Genomic DNA, 21484 nt, shown 5'->3' with positions numbered 1-21484 from the left:
TCCGACGAGTTCGGTCGGCTCGGCCGCGGCCGTCGGCGCGGCGGCCATGCCGGCCGTCACGGCCTCGCGCAGAAGGCGGCGCAACGCATGATGCTCATGTTCGTTTCCTGGTCGGGATCACATGAAGGAAATCACTTCGTCGAGCGGGCGACGCGGCGAATGCGGCGTGTGCGGGCCGCGCCCGACACGAAGCAGCAATTGCGGCTCGCCGCGCAGCCCGAGCATGTGGCGCAGATGGGCGCGCAGCCCGGCCGTCTCGATTGGCTGGTTCAGGTACGACGCGGTATAACCCGTGCGCGTCGCGACGAGCAGGATTCGCTCCAGTGCCTGGCCGGCGGCGAGCCACGCTTCGCGGTCGTCGCGCACGGTCGCGATGCATACGATCAATGGCGATGCGTCGACGAGCTGGTGATGCAGCGCGGCGAGTCCGTTGCCGAGATCGAAGGTCCGTACCGCCGTCGTCACGACCGGTGCCGCAAAATCGAGCAACGCCGGCACGCCGGCCGCGAATGCCGGCATGCCGTCCACGTGCCGGCGCGGATCGATCCAGCTCGCCAGTTCGCGCCGGAAGCGCGGGTCCGCGAACTGCTGGCGGTCGGCCTCCCCGACGAGCTCTGCGACGCGCGCGCGGTGTGCGATCGAGTTGACGCACGCGACATCGGCGCCTTCCGCGACGCCGGCCGCGATCAGCTCCTGCTGGATGTCCTCGGGCACGGGGCTCGATTCGAACGGTGCGCGTGTCGTGACGCGCTCCGAAATCGCATTGAACAGTGGGCCGAGGGACGCATCCGAATAGCCGTCGTTGCAGATCCGGACGAGCGCAAGGAGATCGGGGTCGACTTCGGACGGAAACGTGCTGATCGTGTGCGCGAGCTGGGCATGATTGAGCGCGACACGCAGATTGAGCAGCGCGGCCCCGCAACTGATGATCAGCTCGCGATCGAACGGATCGACCACGGGCAACGCGCGAACGCGGTCTGCGCAGACCGAGATCGTGGTGCCGTTGACCAGGAAACGCCACGGCTGCGAATTGTGGCTGGACGGAGCCAGCACCGCGTAGCCCAGCAGCGACCTCAGGTGATGGTCGGGATGGGCGCTTGCGGCAAGCGGAGGAACGGATATCATTCGACCATCTCCAGATCGCCGCGTGGGCGGCGTCATACCGCTTCATCATGTTAGCAACCGTCCGGCGCCCGTTGACTTATATCAAGCGCCCGTTACCGGGCGCTGCGCGCACGATGCGCGACGTCCAACCCTGGAAGCGAAGCGCGCGAAAGCGCGCGCGCGGGGAGGCGAACATGTTTGCGGTGATGTTTGACTGGGCGGACGTGCCCTACCAGAACGCCGCGAAGCCGCCGTACAGCGATTCGCGCGCGCAGTTGCTGGGGTTGCGTTCGATGCGCCGAGCCTGCTACCGCCCGAGGCCGGGCGGCACGGCCTCGCGTGGAGCGTCCAGCAGATCAAACACGGCGCGGCGCCATGGCTGCGCAGCGAGGATTTCATCGACGCGATGACGCTGATCGTTCCGGCCGGGACAACGCTCGCCGCGTTCGTCGAAACGATTGAGGCCGCCGGCGGGACCGTCTACGGCTCGCTCGGCTGGGCCGAACTGCCGCCGTGGCAGCGGCCCGACGTCGTCGCCCAGACGGGCTGAATTGGGCCGAATGCCGGGCGCGACGCGCTCGTCAGCCGGCTTCGCCCCAGCCACCGCCCAGCGCGACGTAGAACGCGACCGTGTCCTGCAGACGCTGTGCGACCGTCTGCAGCCACGCAATCCGCGCCTGATGATATTGCACGTCGGCGACCAGCAACTGGACGTAGCCGGCGATCCCCGCGTCGTAGCCGGCCTGCGTGAGCTTCAGCGCATCGCGGGCCGCGGCCATCGCGCGCGCCTGCGCATCGAGCGCTGTCGCGTCGTTCGCGAGCGCGCGCAACGTATCGGCCACCTGCGAGAACGCCGACAGGACGACCTGCCGATAGGTCGCATCGGCTTCGGCGTACGCATCCTGCGCGGCACGCCGCTGGTTCAGCAGCGTGCCGCCATGAAACAGCGGCGCGGTGAGTCCGGTGCCGACACTCCATGCGCGGCCAGCTGGTGCGAACAGCTTGCCGGCGACGATGCTGTCGAACCTGCCCGACGCGGACAGCGTGAGGTTCGGGTAGAGCGCGGCCGTCGCGACGCCGACCTGCGCGCTGGCCACGTGCAGCTGGGCTTCCGCCTGCAGGATGTCGGGACGGCGGCGCACCAGCGACGACGGCGCCGTATCGGGCAGGCTGGCGGGCAGTTCGATCCCGTCGAGCGATAGGTCCGGCGTCTGCCAGTCGACCGGATAGCGGCCTGCCAGCAGCGCAAGCAGGTCGTCGGCCTGCGCGCGCTTCTGGTCGAGCGCGGGCAGCGTCGCTTCGAGCGACGCTCGCTGCGATTCCAGCGTCAGCACCGCGACGTAGGCCGCCGCGCCGGCCGTCACCTGTGCGCGCGTCAGGCGCATCTGCTCGTCGAGCAGCGCGATCATTTCGCGTGTGACCGCGGCTTCGTCACGATAGGCGGCGCGCGCGACCATCGTATTGACGACGTTGGCGGTCAGCATCAGGTACGCGCCGGCCAGCGCCTGGCGCTGCGAATCGACGCCGGCCGCGAGCGCCTCGATCTGGCGCCGTTCGCCGCCCCACAGGTCGAGCGTATAGCTGACCGTCGCCGACAGCGTGAACAGGTTGAAGACCGACGCCGGCACCGTCTGGCCAGTGCGCAGCGGCGTGGCGCGCTCACGCGACGCGCCGGCCTGCGTGTCCACCTGCGGGAAAAAGACACCCTGGCCAGCCCGCAGCGCGTGCTCGCTGCGCCGCAGCGTCGCTTCCGCGAGATCGAGCGTCGGGCTGCCGGTCAGCGCTTCGTCGACGGTCAGGTCGATCGCGCGGCTACCGAAGCGCGTCCACCAGTCGCGCGGGAGAGCCGCGTCCGCCGACAATGCCTGCGTGCGGCCGCCGCCGGTCCACGGGCCGGTTATCGCGCCCGGCCCGTCAGGCGGCACGAAGCGCGCGACGCGCGGCGCGGGCGGCGGGACAAAGTTCGGCCCGACCGTGCATCCCGCGAACAGCACGGCGACGATCACCGCACCGGTTCGGCGGCGTGGCGCATGCGCCAGACGGGGCGAGTTATTTGGCTGCGACGTAGACATCGACGATCTGCCCGGGAAACAGCCGCACATTCCTGTTCGGCACGATACGGAAAATGACTGGCAGCACGCGCACGTCGACGCGCTCAGTGCGCTGGTCCGACAATTCGATCTTCGGCGTGACGTACGGCTGCACGCGCACGAACTGGAGATCGGCCTCAACCGACGTGCCGCGCACGAACATGTGCGCCTTCAACGCATGCAAGTCGGGTAGCTGATGGATCAGGATTTCGTCGATGTAGCAGCGCACCTGCAGCCGGTCGACTGGCGTGCCGAGCACCGCAACCGGCGTGCTGCCCCGCGTATAGGTGTCAAAGAGCCCCTGCGAGGTCAGGTACGACCCGACGGCCGCGTTCATTGCCAGGACCGTGCCGTCCGCAGGCGCGCGCAGCGTGTATCGGGCGAGCAGGGCGGCCGCCGCATCCGCCGCGCGTCGCAGCGCGACGGCCTGCGCTTCCTGGTTGAGCACGTCGTAGCGCCACGCGCCGGCTTTCGTCAGACGATACTGCCGCGTCACGACATCCAGGTTGGCCGCCGCGACGCGCACCGCGTTCGCGGCGGTGTCGAGCGCGTCGCGGCTGACGGCTTTCGGATCGATGTCGTACGCGTGCCGCTGCTTGTCGTACTGGTCCTGTGCGAGCTTCAGGCTCGCCTGCGCGGCCGCCGTCTGCGCACTGGCCACGTCGAGCACCTCGCGGCGCGGCTGAGCCTTCAGCTCGTCGAGCAGCGCGGTGGCCGCATCGGCCTGTGCCGCGAGCTGGGCGGCGGTCGCGCGCTGCACCGAATCGTCGATCGTCAGCAGCGCGTCGCCGGCCTTGACCGGATCGCCGTCGTGTACGAGGATGCGTGTCACCGCACCCGACACGTCCGGATAGACGTTCACGTTCGCGCCGGCCGGCTGTTCGCTCTCGACGATGCCGTTCGCATAGACGCCGCGCGCGTACGGATTGGCGGCCGGCTTGAACACCGGCGGCTGCGGCGGCTCCTGGCGGCTGTACACCCACGCGGCAACGAGGCTTGCCAGGAAGCCGAGGAGTGCCGCCGCGAACACGAGCCTGTGCTTCATCGCGCACCTCCGCGCACGATGCCGCTCAGCTTGCCGTCTTCCATCCTCAGGATGCGATCCGCATACTCGAAGATCCGCGCATCGTGCGTGACGATCACGATGCAGCGCGTGTCGCTCAGCACCTGGTGCTTGACGAAGTCGATGATCATGCGGCCCGTGTCGCCGTCGAGCGACGCGGTCGGTTCGTCGAGGATCAGCAGGTCGGGCTGGCTGACGATCGCGCGCGCGATCGCGACGCGCTGCTGTTCGCCGCCGGACAGCTTGACGGGCGGCAGTTGCGCGCGATTCGCGAGTCCGACGACGTCCAAGTACGTATGCGCTTCCTTGATGGCGTCATCCCACGGCCGGCGCTTCAGGATCAGCGGGATCGCGACGTTCTCCGCCGTCGTGAGCCTCGGAAACAGGTGATAGTCCTGGAACACGAAGCCGATCCGGTTCAGCCGGAAATCGGCGATCGCATTGTTCGGCTGCGCCCACAGGTCGACGCCGTCGATCGACACCAAGCCGTCGTCCGGTCGCAGGATGCCGGAGATCACGCTGAGCAGCGTCGTTTTGCCGCTGCCGGACGGCCCGACGATCAGCAGCATCTCGCCGAAATTCGCCTGGATCGAAACGTCGCGCAGCGCCTGCGTGCGCGCGTCGCCTTCGCCGAACCATTTGCTGACGCCGCGCGCGTCGATCGCGATGCCGGCCATCGTTAGCCCCGGAAAATGTCGAACGGCTCGATGCGCAGCACGCGGCGCACGCCGAGATAGCTCGAGATCGTCGCGATCACCACCACCATCCCGAACGCGATCGACAGGTTGCCGTACGTAATGAGCGCCGCATAGTCGGGGATCCGCAGTTTCGCGAGCGTGATCATCAGCACGCACAGCCCGACGCCGATGCCGTAGCCGGTCAGCGCGGTGAACGTCGCCTGGAACAGGATCATCGCGACGAGCTCGCGACTCTTCGCGCCGATCGCCTTCAGTGCACCGAACTTGTCCAGGTTCTCGAGGATGAACGCATAGAACGTCTGGCCGGAAATCGACAGGCCGATAATGAAGCTGATGATCGTCATCAGCATGATGTTGGTGCCGAGCCCCGTCTCGTACTTGTAGAAGCGCGCGATCTGCGCGATGAATTCGTCTCGCGTATACGCGAGGTAGCCGAGCGAGCGGACGACCGCCTTGATGTGAGCGATGTCCGCATCCGACTTCGGCTCGACGAGGATGTAAGAGGTCGTGAAGCGTGGCGACGGAATGTAGCGGATCGCGCGTGCGTACGTGGTGTAGAGCGTTGGCGTGCCGAACAGGCCGCTCGCGGCGACCTTCGCGATGCCGACGATCACGCCGCGGTGATCGTTCAGCTCGAAATCGGTGCCGATGATCGGGTTCTCGAGCTTGGCAAACTCGGGGTCCTGGATCGCGATGAAGCCGTTCTCCGCGTAGATGTCCTCGATGCGGCCCTGCAGCATCGTCGGGCGGCCGAGCAGGCTCGCGTCGTCGAGGCCGATAACCGTCACGGCCTGATAGGTGCCGGAGCGCAGCTTGACGAGCGCGACGCCGGAATAGAGCGGAACCGCATACTTGACGCCGTCGATGCTCCGCACGGCGTCGAGCACGTAACCGGGCATCCCGATGCTGTTCGCGATCGTCTTTACGGCCGGGTCCATCACCCAGACCTTCGCGCCGATATTGATGACGGACGCCGACGACTTGTTCAGGATCCCGGCGAACAGCGACGTCATCTCGATCATCAGCAGCACCGAGAACGTGATGCCGACGGTCAGCGCGGTGAATTTCGCGCTGTCGTTGACGAGCAGCTTGAACGCGAGTTTCAGGATGCCATTCATGATGGAGAGCGCAACGGTGCCGCGCGTGTCACGAGCGCTTGCCCGGACCGAGGTTCAGCAGCACGACGAACACGAGGATGCTCGAGATCAGCGTGGCGATCGAGGGCCGGAACACTTGCTCGTCGAACAGCATCCCGTGCACGCTGCTCGACCAGCGACGCAATCGCGATAGACACGCTGAGCGTCGCCAGAACGATTCGGTACTGTTTGCGGATCATGATGGTCTCCCGGGGCGGGCGCTTCGCAACGTCTGCCACCATGGTCGCGTCGCTCGCCGTTGCAGCGTTGATCTGTATCAACGGACAAAATCGGCTCGCACCGCAAGCGGCATGCGTCGCGCAAGCCCGCCGTTGATTGATCCTCGTCAAGCCGCTGGCGCCGCTGTGCGCGATGCTGGCTGCAGTGCGGTGCGCATCCGGTCGCAGGCTTCGCGATCGGCGCCGGCCGACGGGAAACCGACATGAAGTCAGACGCAGCACTCAAGCAGGACGTCGAGCAGGCGCTGTTCTGGAATCCGGCGATCGACGCGCGCCGGATCGACGTTGACGTCCGCGACCGGATCGTCACGTTGCGCGGCACGGTAGGCAGCCGGGCGCAGAAGCTCGAGGCGTAGAAATCGGAGCTGCATGTCGCCGATGTGCGCGCGCTGGTGCTCGAGCTGAACGTCGCCCCGCCGGAGAACGGGTGCGCGGATCGCGAACTGGCGATCGCGATCACGTTCGCGCTCGGCTGGCAGGAAGCATTGCGCGATCACAAGATTCGCGTCGAGGTTGACCATGCGTTCCAGAGCCGCGCGGCGGATGCCGTGGTGAGCCGGATGATCGGCGTCGTCGGCGTGGCGAACCGTATCCGGGCGCGTACGGACCACACGGTGCCCGACATCGGCGCGCGGGTCGCCGAAGTGCTGGCGCGCCGCGCGCAGCGTGAATCTGCGGGAATTTCGATCGAAGCGGCCGACTGCATCGTCACGTTGACGGGCACGGTCGCGTTGCTCGGTGAGAGGGGGCGGGAGGTCGTCGACCGGCTGACCGTTGCCTGACCGGCTTGCCCGCGCTGTCTACTACCAGGAGAAGCAGCCATGAACCGTTCGCATACCGGCCCCGGCCGAAACTACGTGCGCCGGGACAAGCGCATGCAGCCGCATACGAAGGACAGTTACCGCGAACCGAGGCGGCCCACGGGCAACAGGATCTGCGAAGGCTGCGGCGCCGTCTGCGACGAGGGCCGCTGGACCTGGTACGCGACCCCGCTCGACCGGCGGCAGCTCGAATGCCCGGCCTGCAAGCGCATGCGGGAAAACGTGCCGGCGGGCGAGCTAGTGTTGCACGGCGCGTACCTGCGCGCGCACCGGTCGACTATTCTCGAGCTACTCGAGCATCAGGCCGATCTGGAGACGAGAGAGCACGCGCTCGAACGCATCATGGAAATCGAGAAGTCTGCCGATGCGCTCGTCGTCCATACGACGGGCGTGCATATGGTGCGACGGCTGGGCGAAGCGTTGCTGCATGCGCATCACGGCGAGCTGGCGCTCAACTATCGCGACGGCGAGGACGTGCTGCGCGCGCAGTGGAAGCGCGACGATGCGTGAGAGGACGGTTGCCTGCCGGGTAGCCTCGATTCCATGAAAAAGTTATTCGACTACTTCGGGCTGCTGATCCCGATCGCGTTCGCTGTGCTGGTCGCGATCCAGTTGCTGATGCATCAGCCGGCTTCCACGTCGATTTCGTACAGCGACTTTCACCGACTGGTCGACGCGCGGCTCGTGGACGATTTGGAAATCGGCCAGTCGTCGATCTCGGGCACGCTGCGCATGCCGGAAGCCGGCGACGCACTGCCCGCTTCCGACGCGGCTTCCGTCAAGAGGGCCGGACCGCCGTGGCGCTTCTCGACGAACCGGGTGACCGACGACGGACTGGTTACGTCGCTGACGACTGCCGAGATTCGCTATCGTGGCGCGGCGGATACGGGCTGGATCGGGACGCTCGCGACGTGGATCGTCCCGTTGATCGGTTTCGCCGTGATCTGGAGCTTCATGATGCGCAGGCCGGGCGGGATAAGGGATCTGGGCGGCATGGGTAAAAGCCAGGCCCGCGTGTATGTGCAGCAGGAAACCGGCATCACGTTCGACGACATCGCGGGCATTGACGAGGCGAAGGCCGAGTTGCAGCAGATCGTCGCATTCTTGCGCAACCCGGAACGCTATCAGCGGCTCGGTGGCAAGATTCCGAAGGGCGTGCTGATCGTCGGCGCGCCGGGCACCGGCAAGACGCTGCTCGCGCGTGCGGTGGCCGGCGAGGCGGCGGTGCCGTTCTTCTCGATCAGCGGCTCGGCATTCGTCGAGATGTTCGTCGGCGTCGGCGCGGCCCGCGTGCGCGACCTGTTCGAGCAGGCGCAGCAGAAGGCGCCGTGCATCGTGTTCATCGACGAACTCGATGCGCTCGGCAAGGCGCGCGGTGTCGGCCTGATGTCGGGCAACGACGAGCGCGAGCAGACGCTGAACCAGCTGCTCGTCGAAATGGACGGCTTCCAGGCCAATTCGGGCGTCATCATCATGGCTGCGACCAACCGGCCGGAGATCCTGGATCCCGCGCTGCTGCGCCCCGGACGTTTCGACCGGCACATCGCGATCGACCGGCCGGACCTGAACGGACGCAAGCAGATTCTGGCCGTGCATACGAAGCGCGTGAAGCTTGCCCCCGAAGTCGATCTGGCCGAGCTGGCATCGCGCACGCCGGGATTTGTCGGTGCCGATCTCGCGAATGTCGTCAACGAGGCCGCGCTGCATGCGGCCGAACTCGGCAAACCGTCGATCGGGATGGCCGACTTCGACGAGGCGATCGATCGCGCGATGACGGGCATGGAGCGCAAGAGCCGCGTGATGAACGAGCAGGAGAAGCGCACCATCGCGTATCACGAATCGGGCCACGCGCTCGTCGCGCAAAGCCGCGCGCACTGCGATCCGGTGAAGAAGCTGTCGATCATCCCGCGCGGCATCGCGGCACTCGGCTATACGCAGCAGGTGCCGACCGAGGATCGCTACGTGCTGCGCAGGAGCGAATTGCTCGACCGGCTCGACGTATTGCTCGGCGGGCGGGTGGCCGAGGAAATCGTGTTTGGCGACGTGTCGACCGGCGCACAGAACGATCTCGAGCGGGCGACCGCGCTCGCCCGGCACATGGTCATGCAGTACGGGATGAGCGACAAGATCGGCCTGGCGACGTTCGACGACGCAGCATCGAAGGGCGGAGCGCCCGGCGTGTGGACGCCGGGCGACGGCCGTTGCAGCGAACACACGGCGCAACTGATCGACGAGGAGGTGCGTGCGCTGCTTGAGGGCGCGCATGCGCGGGTCGCGGCGACTCTCGGCGAACACCGCGATGCGCTCGAACGGATTGCACGGTGCTTGCTGCAGCACGAGTCGATCGATCACGACATGCTGATGGCGCTCATCACGCCGCCGGACGAAGCCGAGGAGACGCCCCGGCCGGCGGAAGCTGACACGGAAACGATCACGGGCGCCTCCGCCTGAAGTCTGAAGTGCGAATGAACGATCGCCGGCGGTGCACCGGACGCCTGCCGCCGGCCATCGTCTCTGTCAGCAGCCGATGCAGACCGGGCCGTCGCGCTTGCGCACGGTGCGCACCATGCGACGCTGCGTCCAGCCGACGGCCGGCTCGATCCCGTTCGAACAGTTGTCGCAGAACGCGAGGCTCACGCTGCCGGCCGGTGGGAACGACAGCATATGGTTGTTGCGCAGCCCGTGTCGCGCGATCGCGTGGTGCACCTTCAGCGGCAGGAGCATGCGGTACGCGGGGCCGGTCAGATAGGCGGCCGGATCGTAGGCCGGGAGCACGCCGCGCTCGTCGGCAAGCGCGGCCGATGCGGCAAACGCATGTTCGCGCATCGTCAGCACGTGGGTCAACGAGCGCGAAGCGTTGCGCGCGGCCGCATGCATCGCCAGATGCGTGTCCCGTCTCTCCATCCCGAGCGTTGATCTCCATCAAGTGCCGCGATCCCTGCCAATCGAGAATGAGTGCGTCAGTGACGGGAAGGAGGTACGACATGAACGGATCGTCCCGCCAACTTTCGTCAGGCAGCCGCAGGAGAGCACGGAGCATTCGATAGTGGCGCCGCGATCGCATCCAGTCGAAGCGCGGCGGCACGTCAGGCACGCCAACGGCGGTTGGTCGATTCGCGGCGAGAAGCAGGAAGAGAATGAGGCACCGGGACTAACGCATCCGCGGGCGTAGCGTCGGTTCGTTCGAGTGCTACTTTCCGATGCCCGCCGGTGTCGACAGCAACGAGTTGCAGGCGTCGCTCCGGAAGGGCGTGTTGACGATCATGCTGCCGAAGTGGTCGGAAGCCCGCGAGGCCAGGACGAAGACCGAGGTCCGGGCAGACTGACGCAGACGCGACGCGTGATCGCGCGGGCTATGCCCTGCGAAGCTATCGCGGGGGTACCCGTTGTGGACCGTGATGACGTCAGGGGCGATGGATGCAAACGCTGCGCATAGAGATTCCCGTCGACTATGTGACGCTTGACGGGATTCTGGAAATTCCCGATGACGCCGGCGCGGTTGTCGTGTTCGTGCATGGCAGCGGCGGCCGCCGCTTTAGTCCGCGCAATCGGCAGGTAGCGGCAGGTCTGCAGCGCGCAGGTTTCGCCACGCTGCTACCCACACTGCTGATCGTGGGCGAACTCGACACGGAAGTGATCAGGTGAATCAAAAGGCCGCCGGGCAACTGACGTGCGAGCATCGCATCGCAATCGTGGCGGGTGCGACACACCTGTTCGAGGAACCCCGCGCGCTCGACGAAGTGACGCGCCTTGCCGTTGGCTGGTTCGGGCGCTGGCTGAATATCCGGTCATCTTGAACGCAGAACCGTGTCGTGAATTGCATCCGCGCCGCTCTGCACTTTGCGCTTCCCGCATCGCGAGGATGGGGCATCTCGTTTAACCATGAATGGCATCTTTCGGAATCGTACCGATGCGGGCAGGCAGCTCGCCGCGGCACTTGAGCGCTATCGTGGCCGCAGCGATGTCGTGGTGCTGGCATTGCCGCGCGGAGGTGTGCCGGTTGGCTATGAGGTGGCGCGCGCCTTGCAGTGCCCGCTGGACGTGCTCGTCGTACGCAAGCTCGGGGCACCGCTCAATCCGGAGCTTGCGATCGGGGCAATCGCGACGGGCGACGCACTTTACCTCAACGAGTCCGCACTACGTCACATTCCCGTAACCGAGCAACAGCTTCTCGAGACCGTCGCACGCGAACGCATCGCCCTTCGACACCGGGAGTCGGCCTACCGCGGGCAGCAGCAGCCTGCCGCGGTCGAAGGAAAGTTCGTAATCGTCGTGGACGACGGCATGGCGACGGGGTCAACGATGCAAGCGGCCCTTGATGCACTGCGCAGTCGGCGCCCGAAGCGGATTGTCGTCGCGGTGCCCGTGTGCCCGGCCGGGGCGGAAACCCGTTTCGAGTTGATTGCAGATGAATTCATCTGCGTGCTGCTGCCGGCCAGATTCATGAGCATCAGCCAGTTCTACACCGACTTTTCGCAGACGAGCGACGAGGAGGTGCGACGCTGCTTCGCCGAGGTGCGGAACCGCCAACGTGGTGCCGTGGGCGGCGACGACGGAAGCATGCGTGCTGCTGCGCCGGGCGGCGGCACGCCTTGATCGGCGTTTCTGCCGGCATGTCGTGCGAACCGAAGCCCTACGCCTGTCCGCCGATCGGGCGTGCCACAACCGCATTTCGCATGGAGGAAATGCATCATGCAGCCACCGAAAACACCATTCCTTGCCGTTCGCGCGCTCGGTCAACGTATGAACGGGGACAGCACCGACTACGACGCACTTCTGGAAATGGCACGCGGCCGTGACCTGATTCTGCTCGGTGAGGCCACGCACGGCACGGCCGAATTCTACCGCATGCGCGGGGAAATCACCCTGCGGCTGATCGCCGAGCAAGGCTTCGACGCGGTCGCCATTGAAGGAGACTGGCCCGACGCGTGGCGAATCGATCGCTTTGTGCAAGGCGACGGCACCGACCACGCCTCGTCGGCGCTTGGCGATTTCGAGCGTTTCCCTGTCTGGATGTGGCGTAATCGGGAGGTACGAGACTTCATTGCTGCGCTGCGCGGAATCAACGTCATTCGGCCGCGGCAGAACCGAGTGGGCGTTTATGGCCTCGATCTTTACAGTCTCTACCGTTCCGCGGACGCGGTGATTCGCTACCTTGAAGATCTGGACCCGGCAGAGGCTGCGCTCGCGCGTGCGCGCTACGCAGCGCTTGACCATGTCCGGGAGCCGCAGGCCTATGGTTATGCGGCCGCGGTCGGAGCACGGCCTGCCGCTCAGGCCGGCGCGGTGCGACAGCTTCTGCAGTTGCGAGCTGACCAGTTCGACTATCTGTCGCGCGACGGTACCGACGTACTCGATGCGCAGTTCTTCGCGGAGCAGAATGCGCAGGTGGTTGTCAACGCCGAAGCGTACTATCGTGGCATGTTCGGAAGCCGGATGAATACGTGGAACCTGCGCGATGCCCACATGGCCGGCACGCTGTTCGCGCTGACCCGCTATCGCGTGCGCCGCGGCGGCAGCGGCAAGGTTGTCGTCTGGGCACACAATTCGCATCTCGGCGATGCGCGCGCAACGGAATCGCGGCGTCGCGGGGAGTGGAATCTCGGTCAGATCGTACGAGAAAATGCGCGAAATCGGGCGCTGCTGGTCGGATTCACGACGTACACCGGGCATGTTTCGGCGGCTTCTCGATGGGACGGCGAGGTCGAGCAGAAATGGGTGCGTCCTGCGCTACACGACAGCTGGGAACATCTGTTCCACACCACGGGTTACGATCGCTTCTTTCTGCCCATGCAGGGCGACAGTTCGCGCACGCTCGACGAACCCTTGCTGGAACGCGCGATCGGCGTGCTGTACCTGCCGCAGACGGAGCGGCAGAGCCACTATTTCGAAGCCGCGCTCGCGTCCCAGTTCGACGCGCTCTTTCACCTCGACGAGACCAGTGCGGTTGAGCCGCTCGAACCGTCGGCGGGGTGGCATAGTCGGGAGAGGAGCGCAGAGGCGTTTTAGCACGGATGTTGGCGACCTATGCGTCTCGTTGCGTCATGTGATCCGGAGGCCGCCGTGTAGTTGAGCCTGATTCGGATACGACCGGTTCGATCTTCGGGTAAGGGTGCCATACCGCTCACCACGCGCAGCAAGGATCAGAAACGTGGCGATTCACAACTCCGATTGCGCCGCCGTCTTCTCCGAGATCGCGGACCCGCTCGCCATCCAGGGCACCAATCCCTTTCGCATGCGTGCCTATCGCAATGCTGCGCGTACGGTAGCCGGCTACGGTCGCAATATCGCGACCATGGTTGCGCATGGCGATGACCTGGATGCGATCCCGACGATTGGGGTCAATCTTGCCGCGAAGCTGCGCGAGATCGTGTCGACGGGAACGTGCGAACTGCAACAACAGCTGCGCCGCGCGCTGTCACCCGCGATGCTCGAACTGCTCGAACTGCTCGACGTGCCGCGCCTTGGTCCCAAGCGCGTGAAGGCACTCCACGACGCGCTGCACGTCGAAACGCTCGAGCAGTTGAAGCGGGCCGCGGAAAGCGGGCAGGTACACGAGATTCCGGGTTTTGGCCCCAAGACTCTTGACCGAAATCAACGCTCAAGCCCCATCGAAGCCGATGATGGTACCGAAACCGGTCGTCGCCCAAGCGCACGGCCCATTATCCCGCGAGGTTCGCATGTACACGAAGATCATGGTTGCCCTCGACGGTAGCGATCCGTCGAAGCGCGTGTTCGAGGAAGGATTGAAGCTGGCGAAGCTTTGCGGCGCTCACTTGTTCGCGGTGTACGTCGTCGACAAATCGGTTCTGTTTACTTACGCGGGCCGAATCGATCCCAACGAGCTGATCGACGAGCTCCGACGTGACGGCACGGCGGTGCTGCGTGAGGCCGAGCACGCCATCGCACGCGCGGCGGTAAGCGGTGAGGCGGAACTGATCGAAAGCGAGGGCATCGGCGAGGATGTCGCGCAACGCCTGCAGCGCTATGTCGACGAGCATGCAATCGATCTGGCTGTGATCGGCACCCACGGACGCCGCGGTATCAGACGCCTGGTCATCGGCAGCGTCGCGGAGCGCTTCGTGCGTACATCGCATTGCCCGGTTCTGCTGGTATGCGGCGACGACGCGTCAGGCGCGGCCGCGAAAATGACGTAGGACGTATCCACGTCGCGAGTCCTGCCCCCGGAACTCGAACGCTCCAATTGCCGGCGCTGCGCGCGGATTGCCCCGGGCCAACGACCGTAACGTGTCGTGCGCTGCTTGCTCGCGGATGGGCGGCCGGCCCGTCGCCCCTGAGCGTTGATCTCCATCAACAACCACGGCCCCGGCCAACCGAGAATGAGTGCGTCACTGATGCGAAGGAGGTGCGAGATGAATGATTCATCTACCAAACTGCCGGTCAAGAAGCCAGAGGAGAGCGCGGAGCGCTCGCTGATGGCGCCGTACTGGCATCCTATCGAAGCGCTGCGGCACGAGATGGACCGGCTCTTCGACGATTTCAATCGCCGCGCGGGCATGGCGTCGGCGAGGCACTCCGTCTTTGGACTGGAGCCTTTCCGGCACCGCGACCGCGAACTGGTGGCCGAGCCCGCGGTCGACTTCGCGGAGACCGACAAGTCATACGAAATCACCGCCGAACTGCCGGGGCTCAACGAGAAGGATATCGAAGTCAAGCTCGCGAACGGTGGCTTATCGATTCGCGGCGAGAAGCAGGAAGAGAAGGAGGAGCAGCACAAGGACTACTACGTCCACGAGCGTCGCTTCGGTTCGTTCGAGCGCAACTTCCAGATGCCCGATGGTGTTGACAGAAACAAGATCGAGGCATCGTTCCAGAAGGGCGTGCTGACGGTCACGCTGCCGAAGACGTTGGAAGCTCGCAAGGCCGAGAAGAAGATCGAAGTCAGGGTGAAATGATACAGCTCGGCACGCATCCGTCGGTGCATGTCGGCGGATGCCGAAGCCGATGAATTCCGTTTTGTTTTGCGCTGCCCGATCACGGCCGGGGGTTGCCCCCATCACGCTAACAGCGCATGTGCGCTTGAACCTGTAGATCACGATCGGACGCTTGAATTCAGGCGGTGCATGCACGCCCGCGGCTCACGTGCAGAAAGGAGGGCGCATGAATTCCGAAAAGGTACTTGTCGTGTTCTATTCGCGAACCGGCACGACCCGCCGGGCCGCGTCCGCATTGGCGGCGATGCTCGACGCCGACGTCGAGGAAATCATTGTGACGCGCGGGCGCTTGGGCCCGTTTGGATATCTGCGCTCGCTCGTCGAGGCAGTCAACCGGAAACCAGCGGAAATCGTCGCGCCGAAGCGAGATCCGTCCGCATACGATCTCGTGGTGATCGGGTCCCCTGTCTGGGCGGGTTGCGTATCGTCGCCGGTGCGGGCTTATCTCGAAGCGAATTGGCGGCGCTTGCCTCACGTTGCATGCTTCTGCAGTTTCGCACAACGCAGTGCGGAATCGGCTTTGGCGCAAATGCGGATGCTCGCGCGAAAGTCGCCGCTGGCCGAATGCCACGTTACGCCACGCGAAACGCTACACGGCCAGGCCAGCACGATTCTGGCGGCGTTTGCCGAGCGGGCCGCACGCAAGCTGGCGGAGTCGGTCGCGTTGACCGCCACGCGCTGATGCATGCGTAAGCGCGGCCAAAAACGCTCGCTCATGCGACACGCACGCACGGTACCGCGATCGCGACGCGGATGAAACTGTGGCAATACGGATTGAGGAAGCGTCGCTCCGTCATGGTGCCGAGCGCTTCGGATCGGGAACGAGCTGGGCTCGTCATCGACGCCCTCGGGATGGCGCGATGCGCCGGGGTGCCCTTGATTTCCACGTATTTTTCCGATCAACCGCCTTTAGGCACAGTAAGGCTTTGCCTTGCGGCCCCAAACAAATATCTATATAAATCACAGCGATACTGTCTTCCCCTTGCTTGAATGTCGCTGGTCATTGTCGGCAGGTTGTTTCGGCCCGAAATTCCACCATCGCCAGCTGCTGTGCAAGTAGGCACGAAAGGCCTCCTTGTTAGGCTCGCTGACTGGATGATGCGATGGCGTTGTCGGCCACGGTACTCGGCAGGATCCGCTTCGCATAGAGCGCCACTGGGAAATTGAAGGTGCCGCGCAAGTTGATACCTTCCATATGAGTGGGAGCGATTCGACGCAACTGGCCCACTTCGATCGGTTGATCTCGACCAGCTTCGATATTTTCGAGGGCGCGTTGTGGCGTTGTTGCATTAATCCGGCTTGCCGACGTGACGTTTACGCGCCACAGGCCGAGCGATGCCTCTGTTAACAAATCGGGTTCATGCGTAGATTCTCGATCTTTGCGTGCGAGAACATGCGCAAGGACAAGGGCACGACGCAAGAGCCAAAGTCGAAGTACCGCGTCAGGAACTGGACGACGTACAACGCCGGCCTGATCAATCGAGGCAACATCACCATGTGGATTGACGATGATGTTCTTGCGAACGTGCCGGACACCGAGCCCACACGTGGCCGTCCGCGGCTGTACAGCGATGCAGTGGTTCAAGCATTGCTCGGCTTGAAGACAGGAATCCGGAAGCTCGAAGTTGGTGGACGGTCGCCCGCGGTGGCGCCGGCCGCCGAACTTCCGCTGCCGACCCACTTCAGCCCGTTGACCCAGCTCGACCACTATGGCGGCTTTCAACATACAACAGTTGCTCGTGCGACGTCAGCTTCGCCCGGCTATCGAACGCGCGCGCTTTTGATCCAACGCATCCTTCGTTTTGGCGCACCTCCCTACCCACTCATGCTGCTTCCGTTAATGCGAGGCAAGCCCTGTGAGATACTATATTGGAGGCCTTTGACGCTGTATCTATTGTCATGAAGAAAATGGAACATCTGTCTGAAACACTCGATATACAAACGATACGCGTTCCCGCAGGAACGATTGCATTGAGGGACGACAGAATTGGCCGTAGATGGTCTGTCGACCTACCGCATTTTTTGATCGGCCGCTATCCCGTCACTCAGGCGCAATATGCTGCGGCAACCGGACAATGGCCATCGTCATATGTCGCCGAGCAATGTCCAGTAGTCAACGTATCCTGGATTGATGCCGCCCAGTTCTGCAACATGCTTTCAAAGGCGGCCGGCCTTCTCGACTGTTATGAATTTCATGGCGATGGAACGGGGGCTTCTCTTGTCCCAGAAAGTAACGGCTATCGCCTGCCCACCGAAGCTGAATGGGAGTACGCTTGCCGCGCCGGAACAAATGGTCCGAGATACGGCAAACTCTCCGATATAGCCTGGTATAGAGAAAACTCGGGGGGCCAATCGCATGAGGTGGGTCAAAAGCGAGCAAATGACTGGGGGCTTTTCGACACGCTAGGAAATGTTTGGGAGTGGTGCGCCGATCTATACGACCCGGAAGTCTATGGTTCGTATCGCGTGTTTCGTGGCGGTGGTTGGGCTGATGCCGAACGAGGCTGCCTTGCTACGAATCGACGTCGTAGCCATCCGACATTTGCAATCGATGATCTTGGCTTTCGGGTTGCCCGATCGATTGACGCTCGTGATGGGTAATCGCGCGCACAACCGGCTTTGCCGACCAGCAGTGTTGGACAAATCTGGAGCTTGCCCGACAGCGGGCTGTTGAAGCACATCAGGTAGCGACGCGACCGAGGGAACATCCGCAATCTAGCTCATCTACCGAGGCTCTGATTGGAGGCGTCCGCTACCTTGAAGCTATGGGTGTTGATTTCCACCGCATCCCCGGTGGGTCAGTTCTGCGTGGACATCAACAGGCATGGCAATTAACGTCTCCGGAGCCAGCACGCGATATTCAGGCTAACTTGGAGCATGCGTTCGGCGGTCAATGTCGTATTGAGACGGGCGATAAGGCGGCCGATCGGGTCGCAAAGAAGCAACGATTGACCCCGGAGCAGGCCGGTGCCCATCCCGACGCGCCCCGCGCCCCGATCGCCCATGATGCGTTCTCAGCCAACGTCTCTGGACAGGGATTCGTACGCGACTGGTATTTGGAGGCAACAGGCATCAACGCGGTTGCCGCGCCGCAAATTGAATATTCGGCGTGGCCCATTACCTTGAGGGACTTCGATTCGGCTCGCGTTGGAAAGCTCGCTGAATCGGTGCCACTCGTCGCTGGGTTCGGTGTCCGGCCGAAAGGGCATCCCGAGCGCGCGAAGCTGGTGGGAACCATCGATCGCGCGTTCATCGAAAGCGACGCGCCGGTACCGAAGGATTTTGATTTTGCAGTCTGGAATGCGGCATGGCCAGATCAGCAGGTGGATGCGCTGCGAGGTGATGAACAGATCGAGCTGGTGAATTTGTGTGCGCCGACTACGCCGTGTTCCACGAAGGACGCCGCTGGCAATGTCACATTGACATTGAACCTGCCCGGACATCTTCCGTTTGCGTTGGTACGGTTCGAAAACGGGAGTATTGGTGAGTTGGAGGTGCGACTCGACACCGTGCTGATCGATCCCGAGCGGCGCGAAGTGTCGTGCGTGTGGAGGAGCAACGCTGGCCAAGCAACCCGGCGTACGAGCCCTCGAACTGCGCATGGTCGAGCGTGGCGACGTCGACGTGATGGCGTCCGCGACCTCGCACGGCGAGAGGGGGGCGCACGGCTAATCACCTCGGGGCTCGTAAGGACAGCGCGTTCAAGGCGGTTTCAACGGCGCCGTCCATCAACAAGACACCGGTCGGCAGCAGCACGCCCCCGTTGCCGTACCCAGTGACCGAGGATTTGTCGAGCAGCATGGGCACGGTACCGAACGTGCGCTTCAACGGCGATCCGGCCTACGTGCTCAGTCAGAGCACGCAGCCGAGCTGCAAAGGGGATGCCGCCGGATCCTGCAACGGTGTGAAGAGCGGGACCGTGAGTGGCGAGGTCAAGCCGGTGAAGGGCTCTAGAACGGTGCGGATCACGGGCAAGCCGGTCATTCGTGAAGGCGATCCGTGTACCCTCAATGGCGGGAATTGCCCGGGCATCTATGTGACACAGTCTGCCCCGAGCGCATCGATCGAGGGCGGCAAGCCGAGCGGCAGCAGCAACCCACCCGTCAAGCCGGAGACCCCCAAGGAAGAAGGCTGGTGGGGCGCGGCGAGTCCGTGGGTACACGGCGTGCTAGGCGTTGCGAGTTTTGTGCCAGGACTCTCCGTTGTGACTGGGGCGGTGGACGCGGGGATTTACGCGGCCGAAGGCGATATGGTCGAGGCCGGGCTATCCGCTGCGAGCATGATCCCAGGCGGGAAAGTGGTGACCACGGCAGGCAAGATCGCGAAAGGTGCTGTGGGCCTCGCTAAGGGGGCACATGTAGCAGAAGAGGCAGCCAAAGCGGCCAAGGTGGCGAAAGAGGCTGAAGAGGCTGCGAAGGCAGCCAAGTTGGCGAAGGATGCCGAAGAGGCCAAGAAAGCCCAAGCGGAAGCGGAACGACTTCGGAAATTGAAGGAGGAGGGCGAGGCGGCCGAGAAGGGCAAAGACGGCCTCAAGGTCAAGCTGAAGCGGATGAAGGAGCACTTGGTGAAGTGCTTCAAGAAGAACGCGAAAGGCGATCCGAAGGAGTATGAGCGTCAGCTGCTCGAGCAGGAAAAGGGCTTGAACGACCTGAGCGTGAAGGAGTATCTGGAAGGGCGAGCGCGCTACCAAGAGATTGGGCGCGCGGGCACTGGCGCCGCGCAGGAACAGGCGAGAGCCGCGTACTCGGCCGAGTTGACGTCCAAGTTCGAAAAGGCGCTGAGCAAACAGGGTATTGCAGGAGAGGCCGCCGCGGAGCAAGCCAAAGCGATGGCGGCTGAACGGATGAAGACACTGGCAGTGCTGCATAATCCGGACATGATCGCAGGCGGTAAGGATGTCGTCACCATGATGGGCGACCGCGGCGCAAACTCGTCTATCGGATCGCAGTGGAAGGATCGTGTAGCTGAGCTTGATGACGCGGCGAAAAAAGTCCCAGAAGCGGAGCGAGGGGGCACTAAAATTAACGCCAAGCTCAAGCGATGCCAATAGTGAGGAAGCGCAATGGATAAGTTCATGGAGAATTTCTTGGGGTACAAGGAATTCGGACCGGCAATCGATCGGCGCGACGTGCCAGCTGAAAAGATCGAGAAATTCCGAGGCAAGTTGCCAAATATACTTCTGGATTACTGGCAGGAGTACGGGTGGTGTGGTTATGGCAAGGGGTTGCTGTGGACCGTCGATCCGGACGAATGGGAAGATGAGCTGGAGGCGTGGATTGGCGAGACCCAATTCATGGAGCACGATGCATATTACGTAATAGCGCGTACGGCTTTTGGCGGGCTGATCCTGTGGGGCGAGAATACTGGACAGTCGCTGAAGGTCACCACACCGTACGGTATGATTTTTCCGTCTTTCGATGAGGAGGAGTACCGAGAGGATGGCCCGGATCTAACCATCCAGCTCTTCTTTAGTACGGCCAGCAAAGAGATGTTTGATCTGCTGGATAGCGAAAAAGCTCCGCTTTTCGAGCGCGCGCTAGAAAAGTTGGGGCCTCTCGATCACACCACGATGTATGGGTTTGTGCCAGCGCTCGCGTTGGGCGGGACACCGGCGCTCGAGCGGCTTCAAAAGCTCGACGCGCATATCCACCTGGATATTTTGTCTCAGGTTACGGAACTGCAAGTAATGCGAGACATTGCGCAAGATGCTCGGGATGCTGGATTGCTGTAGCACGATTGTGCTGGTTTCGTGAACGTAGGCGTCGTGCACTACCGCCTCATTTTGCGTTCGACGCTCTACTGACACTCGACTCGCCATGAACTTGCATCGCTTCGCCGACGCGCTCGACGTGGTAGGCGACCGCTTCAGGGTGTGGCGGGACCATCACCGTGGCGACAACCGCGGCGATCAGGCGATTGGCAACGTACTCTGTGCGCTCGATGCCGCGCACGACGTCGTAAGGGCCGGCAACGCTGCCGATTGGCTCGTAGCGCGAGATCGCCTGACGGTGCAGCTCCGCAAAACGCGGCTCGCGGCGGAGCTTCAAGGGCCTCAATACTTTCCGGCTGAAGCCTGGGTCGAGGCCCGGTGTACCGTGAGGTGTCCACGGTAGACGTTACGTCCGGTCGGTGCCGGCCGTCGCGATGTGTCGTATAGTGCCGCAAATGCGCCGTAGGCATGGGTTCGCGAGCGGATTCGGAGTTGGCTGTACCGCCGAGCGAGGCCAACGAAATGTATTCGTGAGAGAAAGCAGAGGTATGCAGTGAGAAAAAGTGGAAACCGCGGCCGCCGTCCGTTGAGCAAGGCGCAGTTGTTACCCTTGCCGGCCGACCAGGTCCGTTGGCTGTCGCTCAAACATCACCTTGCACTGGCGTGTT

The 21484-nt window shown here is 63.8% G+C and carries 21 protein-coding genes and 5 pseudogenes; 17 read left to right on the top strand and 9 right to left on the bottom strand.

Going from position 1 to position 21484, the window contains the following annotated elements; translation table 11 throughout:
* Positions 1 to 117: 117 nt before the first annotated feature.
* Positions 118 to 1125: a nitroreductase family protein gene (locus DM992_RS39680; RefSeq protein WP_105393386.1), complete on the bottom strand. Its 1008-nt coding sequence runs from the start codon at positions 1123 to 1125 to the stop codon at positions 118 to 120.
* 385 nt (positions 1126 to 1510) lie between these two features.
* Between DM992_RS39680 and DM992_RS43300 the strand changes: the two genes are divergently transcribed.
* Complete coding sequence (locus DM992_RS43300) at positions 1511 to 1654, top strand: hypothetical protein (RefSeq protein WP_239511580.1); 144 nt, start codon at positions 1511 to 1513, stop codon at positions 1652 to 1654.
* A 31-nt stretch (positions 1655 to 1685) separates the two neighbouring features.
* Here the strand turns inward: DM992_RS43300 and DM992_RS39670 are convergent, their stop codons facing one another.
* The 4 genes from DM992_RS39670 to DM992_RS39655 are packed head-to-tail and all read right to left on the bottom strand — an operon-like array spanning position 1686 to position 6073.
* Positions 1686 to 3176 (bottom strand): efflux transporter outer membrane subunit, encoded by a 1491-nt coding sequence (locus tag DM992_RS39670; RefSeq protein ID WP_105393385.1) that lies wholly within the window; start codon positions 3174 to 3176, stop codon positions 1686 to 1688.
* Entirely contained in the window at positions 3154 to 4239 is a 1086-nt protein-coding gene (locus DM992_RS39665; RefSeq protein ID WP_105393384.1) for a biotin/lipoyl-binding protein, read from the bottom strand. Before DM992_RS39665 ends, DM992_RS39670 begins: the two co-directional genes overlap by 23 nt.
* The gene (locus DM992_RS39660; protein WP_111021730.1) at positions 4236 to 4934 is read right to left on the bottom strand and encodes an ABC transporter ATP-binding protein; all 699 of its coding nucleotides are present in this window, start codon (positions 4932 to 4934) and stop codon (positions 4236 to 4238) included. The genes DM992_RS39665 and DM992_RS39660 overlap by 4 nt, the downstream gene beginning before the upstream one ends.
* A gap of 2 nt (positions 4935 to 4936) precedes the next feature.
* On the bottom strand, positions 4937 to 6073 hold the full coding sequence (locus tag DM992_RS39655) for an ABC transporter permease (RefSeq protein ID WP_111021729.1): 1137 nt from the start codon (positions 6071 to 6073) through the stop codon (positions 4937 to 4939).
* 460 nt (positions 6074 to 6533) lie between these two features.
* On the opposite strand from DM992_RS39655, the gene DM992_RS43295 reads away from it, so the two are divergent.
* Genes DM992_RS43295 through ftsH form a run of 4 tightly spaced genes read left to right on the top strand, consistent with a single transcriptional unit; the run spans position 6534 to position 9602 of the window.
* Positions 6534 to 6686 (top strand): BON domain-containing protein, encoded by a 153-nt coding sequence (locus tag DM992_RS43295; RefSeq protein ID WP_239511579.1) that lies wholly within the window; start codon positions 6534 to 6536, stop codon positions 6684 to 6686.
* Between the two features lie 24 nt (positions 6687 to 6710).
* Positions 6711 to 7112: a BON domain-containing protein gene (locus tag DM992_RS39645; protein ID WP_239511578.1), complete on the top strand. Its 402-nt coding sequence runs from the start codon at positions 6711 to 6713 to the stop codon at positions 7110 to 7112.
* 39 nt (positions 7113 to 7151) lie between these two features.
* Positions 7152 to 7661, top strand: coding sequence for a BCAM0308 family protein (locus tag DM992_RS39640; protein ID WP_111021728.1), 510 nt, complete (start codon positions 7152 to 7154; stop codon positions 7659 to 7661).
* Positions 7662 to 7694: 33 nt separating this feature from the next.
* A complete protein-coding gene (gene ftsH, locus DM992_RS39635) occupies positions 7695 to 9602 on the top strand; it encodes an ATP-dependent zinc metalloprotease FtsH (RefSeq protein ID WP_111021727.1) in 1908 nt (635 codons plus the stop codon).
* A gap of 105 nt (positions 9603 to 9707) precedes the next feature.
* Here ftsH and DM992_RS39630 read toward each other — a convergent pair.
* Positions 9708 to 10004: pseudogene (locus DM992_RS39630) on the bottom strand (ribonucleotide reductase-like protein); the annotation flags it as partial.
* Positions 10005 to 10568: 564 nt separating this feature from the next.
* Between DM992_RS39630 and DM992_RS39620 the strand changes: the two are divergent.
* The 7 genes and pseudogenes from DM992_RS39620 to DM992_RS39590 all read left to right on the top strand — a co-directional run bounded on the left by DM992_RS39620 (position 10569) and on the right by DM992_RS39590 (position 15788).
* A pseudogene (locus DM992_RS39620) lies at positions 10569 to 10948 on the top strand (hypothetical protein).
* 85 nt (positions 10949 to 11033) lie between these two features.
* Positions 11034 to 11747, top strand: coding sequence for a phosphoribosyltransferase (locus DM992_RS39615; RefSeq protein ID WP_111021725.1), 714 nt, complete (start codon positions 11034 to 11036; stop codon positions 11745 to 11747).
* A 96-nt stretch (positions 11748 to 11843) separates the two neighbouring features.
* Entirely contained in the window at positions 11844 to 13160 is a 1317-nt protein-coding gene (locus tag DM992_RS39610; RefSeq protein ID WP_111021724.1) for an erythromycin esterase family protein, read from the top strand.
* Between the two features lie 142 nt (positions 13161 to 13302).
* Positions 13303 to 13734 (top strand): annotated as a pseudogene (locus DM992_RS39605) (helix-hairpin-helix domain-containing protein); the annotation flags it as partial.
* 97 nt (positions 13735 to 13831) lie between these two features.
* Positions 13832 to 14308 (top strand): universal stress protein, encoded by a 477-nt coding sequence (locus DM992_RS39600; protein WP_111021722.1) that lies wholly within the window; start codon positions 13832 to 13834, stop codon positions 14306 to 14308.
* Between the two features lie 216 nt (positions 14309 to 14524).
* Positions 14525 to 15067, top strand: coding sequence for an Hsp20/alpha crystallin family protein (locus DM992_RS39595; RefSeq protein ID WP_111021721.1), 543 nt, complete (start codon positions 14525 to 14527; stop codon positions 15065 to 15067).
* Between the two features lie 283 nt (positions 15068 to 15350).
* Entirely contained in the window at positions 15351 to 15788 is a 438-nt protein-coding gene (locus DM992_RS39590; protein WP_239511577.1) for a flavodoxin domain-containing protein, read from the top strand.
* A 31-nt stretch (positions 15789 to 15819) separates the two neighbouring features.
* Here DM992_RS39590 and DM992_RS42140 read toward each other — a convergent pair whose 3' ends face one another.
* Both DM992_RS42140 and DM992_RS39585 read right to left on the bottom strand, forming a co-directional pair.
* A complete protein-coding gene (locus tag DM992_RS42140) occupies positions 15820 to 15993 on the bottom strand; it encodes a hypothetical protein (RefSeq protein WP_162631869.1) in 174 nt (57 codons plus the stop codon).
* Between the two features lie 191 nt (positions 15994 to 16184).
* Positions 16185 to 16382 (bottom strand): annotated as a pseudogene (locus DM992_RS39585) (hypothetical protein); the annotation flags it as partial.
* 117 nt (positions 16383 to 16499) lie between these two features.
* Here DM992_RS39585 and DM992_RS39580 point away from each other — a divergent pair.
* The 5 genes and pseudogenes from DM992_RS39580 to DM992_RS39560 all read left to right on the top strand — a co-directional run.
* Positions 16500 to 16712 (top strand): annotated as a pseudogene (locus tag DM992_RS39580) (transposase); the annotation flags it as partial.
* A 293-nt stretch (positions 16713 to 17005) separates the two neighbouring features.
* A complete protein-coding gene (locus DM992_RS39575; protein WP_111021719.1) occupies positions 17006 to 17707 on the top strand; it encodes an SUMF1/EgtB/PvdO family nonheme iron enzyme in 702 nt (233 codons plus the stop codon).
* 164 nt (positions 17708 to 17871) lie between these two features.
* Positions 17872 to 18885 (top strand): DUF2169 domain-containing protein, encoded by a 1014-nt coding sequence (locus DM992_RS39570; protein WP_111021718.1) that lies wholly within the window; start codon positions 17872 to 17874, stop codon positions 18883 to 18885.
* Complete coding sequence (locus DM992_RS39565; protein ID WP_111021717.1) at positions 18870 to 20156, top strand: polymorphic toxin type 15 domain-containing protein; 1287 nt, start codon at positions 18870 to 18872, stop codon at positions 20154 to 20156. The genes DM992_RS39570 and DM992_RS39565 overlap by 16 nt, the downstream gene beginning before the upstream one ends.
* A 12-nt stretch (positions 20157 to 20168) precedes the next feature.
* Positions 20169 to 20837, top strand: coding sequence for a GAD-like domain-containing protein (locus DM992_RS39560; protein WP_111021716.1), 669 nt, complete (start codon positions 20169 to 20171; stop codon positions 20835 to 20837).
* 46 nt (positions 20838 to 20883) lie between these two features.
* Here DM992_RS39560 and DM992_RS39555 read toward each other — a convergent pair whose 3' ends face one another.
* Complete coding sequence (locus DM992_RS39555; protein WP_111021715.1) at positions 20884 to 21153, bottom strand: hypothetical protein; 270 nt, start codon at positions 21151 to 21153, stop codon at positions 20884 to 20886.
* Between the last annotated feature and the right edge of the window lie 331 nt (positions 21154 to 21484).

Source organism: Burkholderia sp. JP2-270 (genome assembly GCF_003233675.1).
In the GTDB taxonomy this organism is placed as follows: domain Bacteria; phylum Pseudomonadota; class Gammaproteobacteria; order Burkholderiales; family Burkholderiaceae; genus Burkholderia; species Burkholderia pyrrocinia_C.
This window is presented reverse-complemented; position numbering and strand designations above follow the sequence as displayed.

Coding starts and splice junctions, on each gene's coding strand:
- DM992_RS39560 (WP_111021716.1), top strand. CDS start 20,169: ATGGATAAGTTCATGGAGAATTTCTTGGGGTACAAGGAATTCGGACCG.
- DM992_RS39665 (WP_105393384.1), bottom strand. CDS start 4,239: ATGAAGCACAGGCTCGTGTTCGCGGCGGCACTCCTCGGCTTCCTGGCA.
- DM992_RS39575 (WP_111021719.1), top strand. CDS start 17,006: ATGAAGAAAATGGAACATCTGTCTGAAACACTCGATATACAAACGATA.
- DM992_RS39610 (WP_111021724.1), top strand. CDS start 11,844: ATGCAGCCACCGAAAACACCATTCCTTGCCGTTCGCGCGCTCGGTCAA.
- DM992_RS39600 (WP_111021722.1), top strand. CDS start 13,832: ATGTACACGAAGATCATGGTTGCCCTCGACGGTAGCGATCCGTCGAAG.
- DM992_RS39680 (WP_105393386.1), bottom strand. CDS start 1,125: ATGATATCCGTTCCTCCGCTTGCCGCAAGCGCCCATCCCGACCATCAC.
- DM992_RS39655 (WP_111021729.1), bottom strand. CDS start 6,073: ATGAATGGCATCCTGAAACTCGCGTTCAAGCTGCTCGTCAACGACAGC.
- ftsH (WP_111021727.1), top strand. CDS start 7,695: ATGAAAAAGTTATTCGACTACTTCGGGCTGCTGATCCCGATCGCGTTC.
- DM992_RS39670 (WP_105393385.1), bottom strand. CDS start 3,176: ATGTCTACGTCGCAGCCAAATAACTCGCCCCGTCTGGCGCATGCGCCA.
- DM992_RS39570 (WP_111021718.1), top strand. CDS start 17,872: ATGGGTGTTGATTTCCACCGCATCCCCGGTGGGTCAGTTCTGCGTGGA.
- DM992_RS43295 (WP_239511579.1), top strand. CDS start 6,534: ATGAAGTCAGACGCAGCACTCAAGCAGGACGTCGAGCAGGCGCTGTTC.
- DM992_RS39595 (WP_111021721.1), top strand. CDS start 14,525: ATGAATGATTCATCTACCAAACTGCCGGTCAAGAAGCCAGAGGAGAGC.
- DM992_RS39640 (WP_111021728.1), top strand. CDS start 7,152: ATGAACCGTTCGCATACCGGCCCCGGCCGAAACTACGTGCGCCGGGAC.
- DM992_RS43300 (WP_239511580.1), top strand. CDS start 1,511: ATGACGCTGATCGTTCCGGCCGGGACAACGCTCGCCGCGTTCGTCGAA.
- DM992_RS39615 (WP_111021725.1), top strand. CDS start 11,034: ATGAATGGCATCTTTCGGAATCGTACCGATGCGGGCAGGCAGCTCGCC.
- DM992_RS39660 (WP_111021730.1), bottom strand. CDS start 4,934: ATGGCCGGCATCGCGATCGACGCGCGCGGCGTCAGCAAATGGTTCGGC.
- DM992_RS39590 (WP_239511577.1), top strand. CDS start 15,351: ATGCTCGACGCCGACGTCGAGGAAATCATTGTGACGCGCGGGCGCTTG.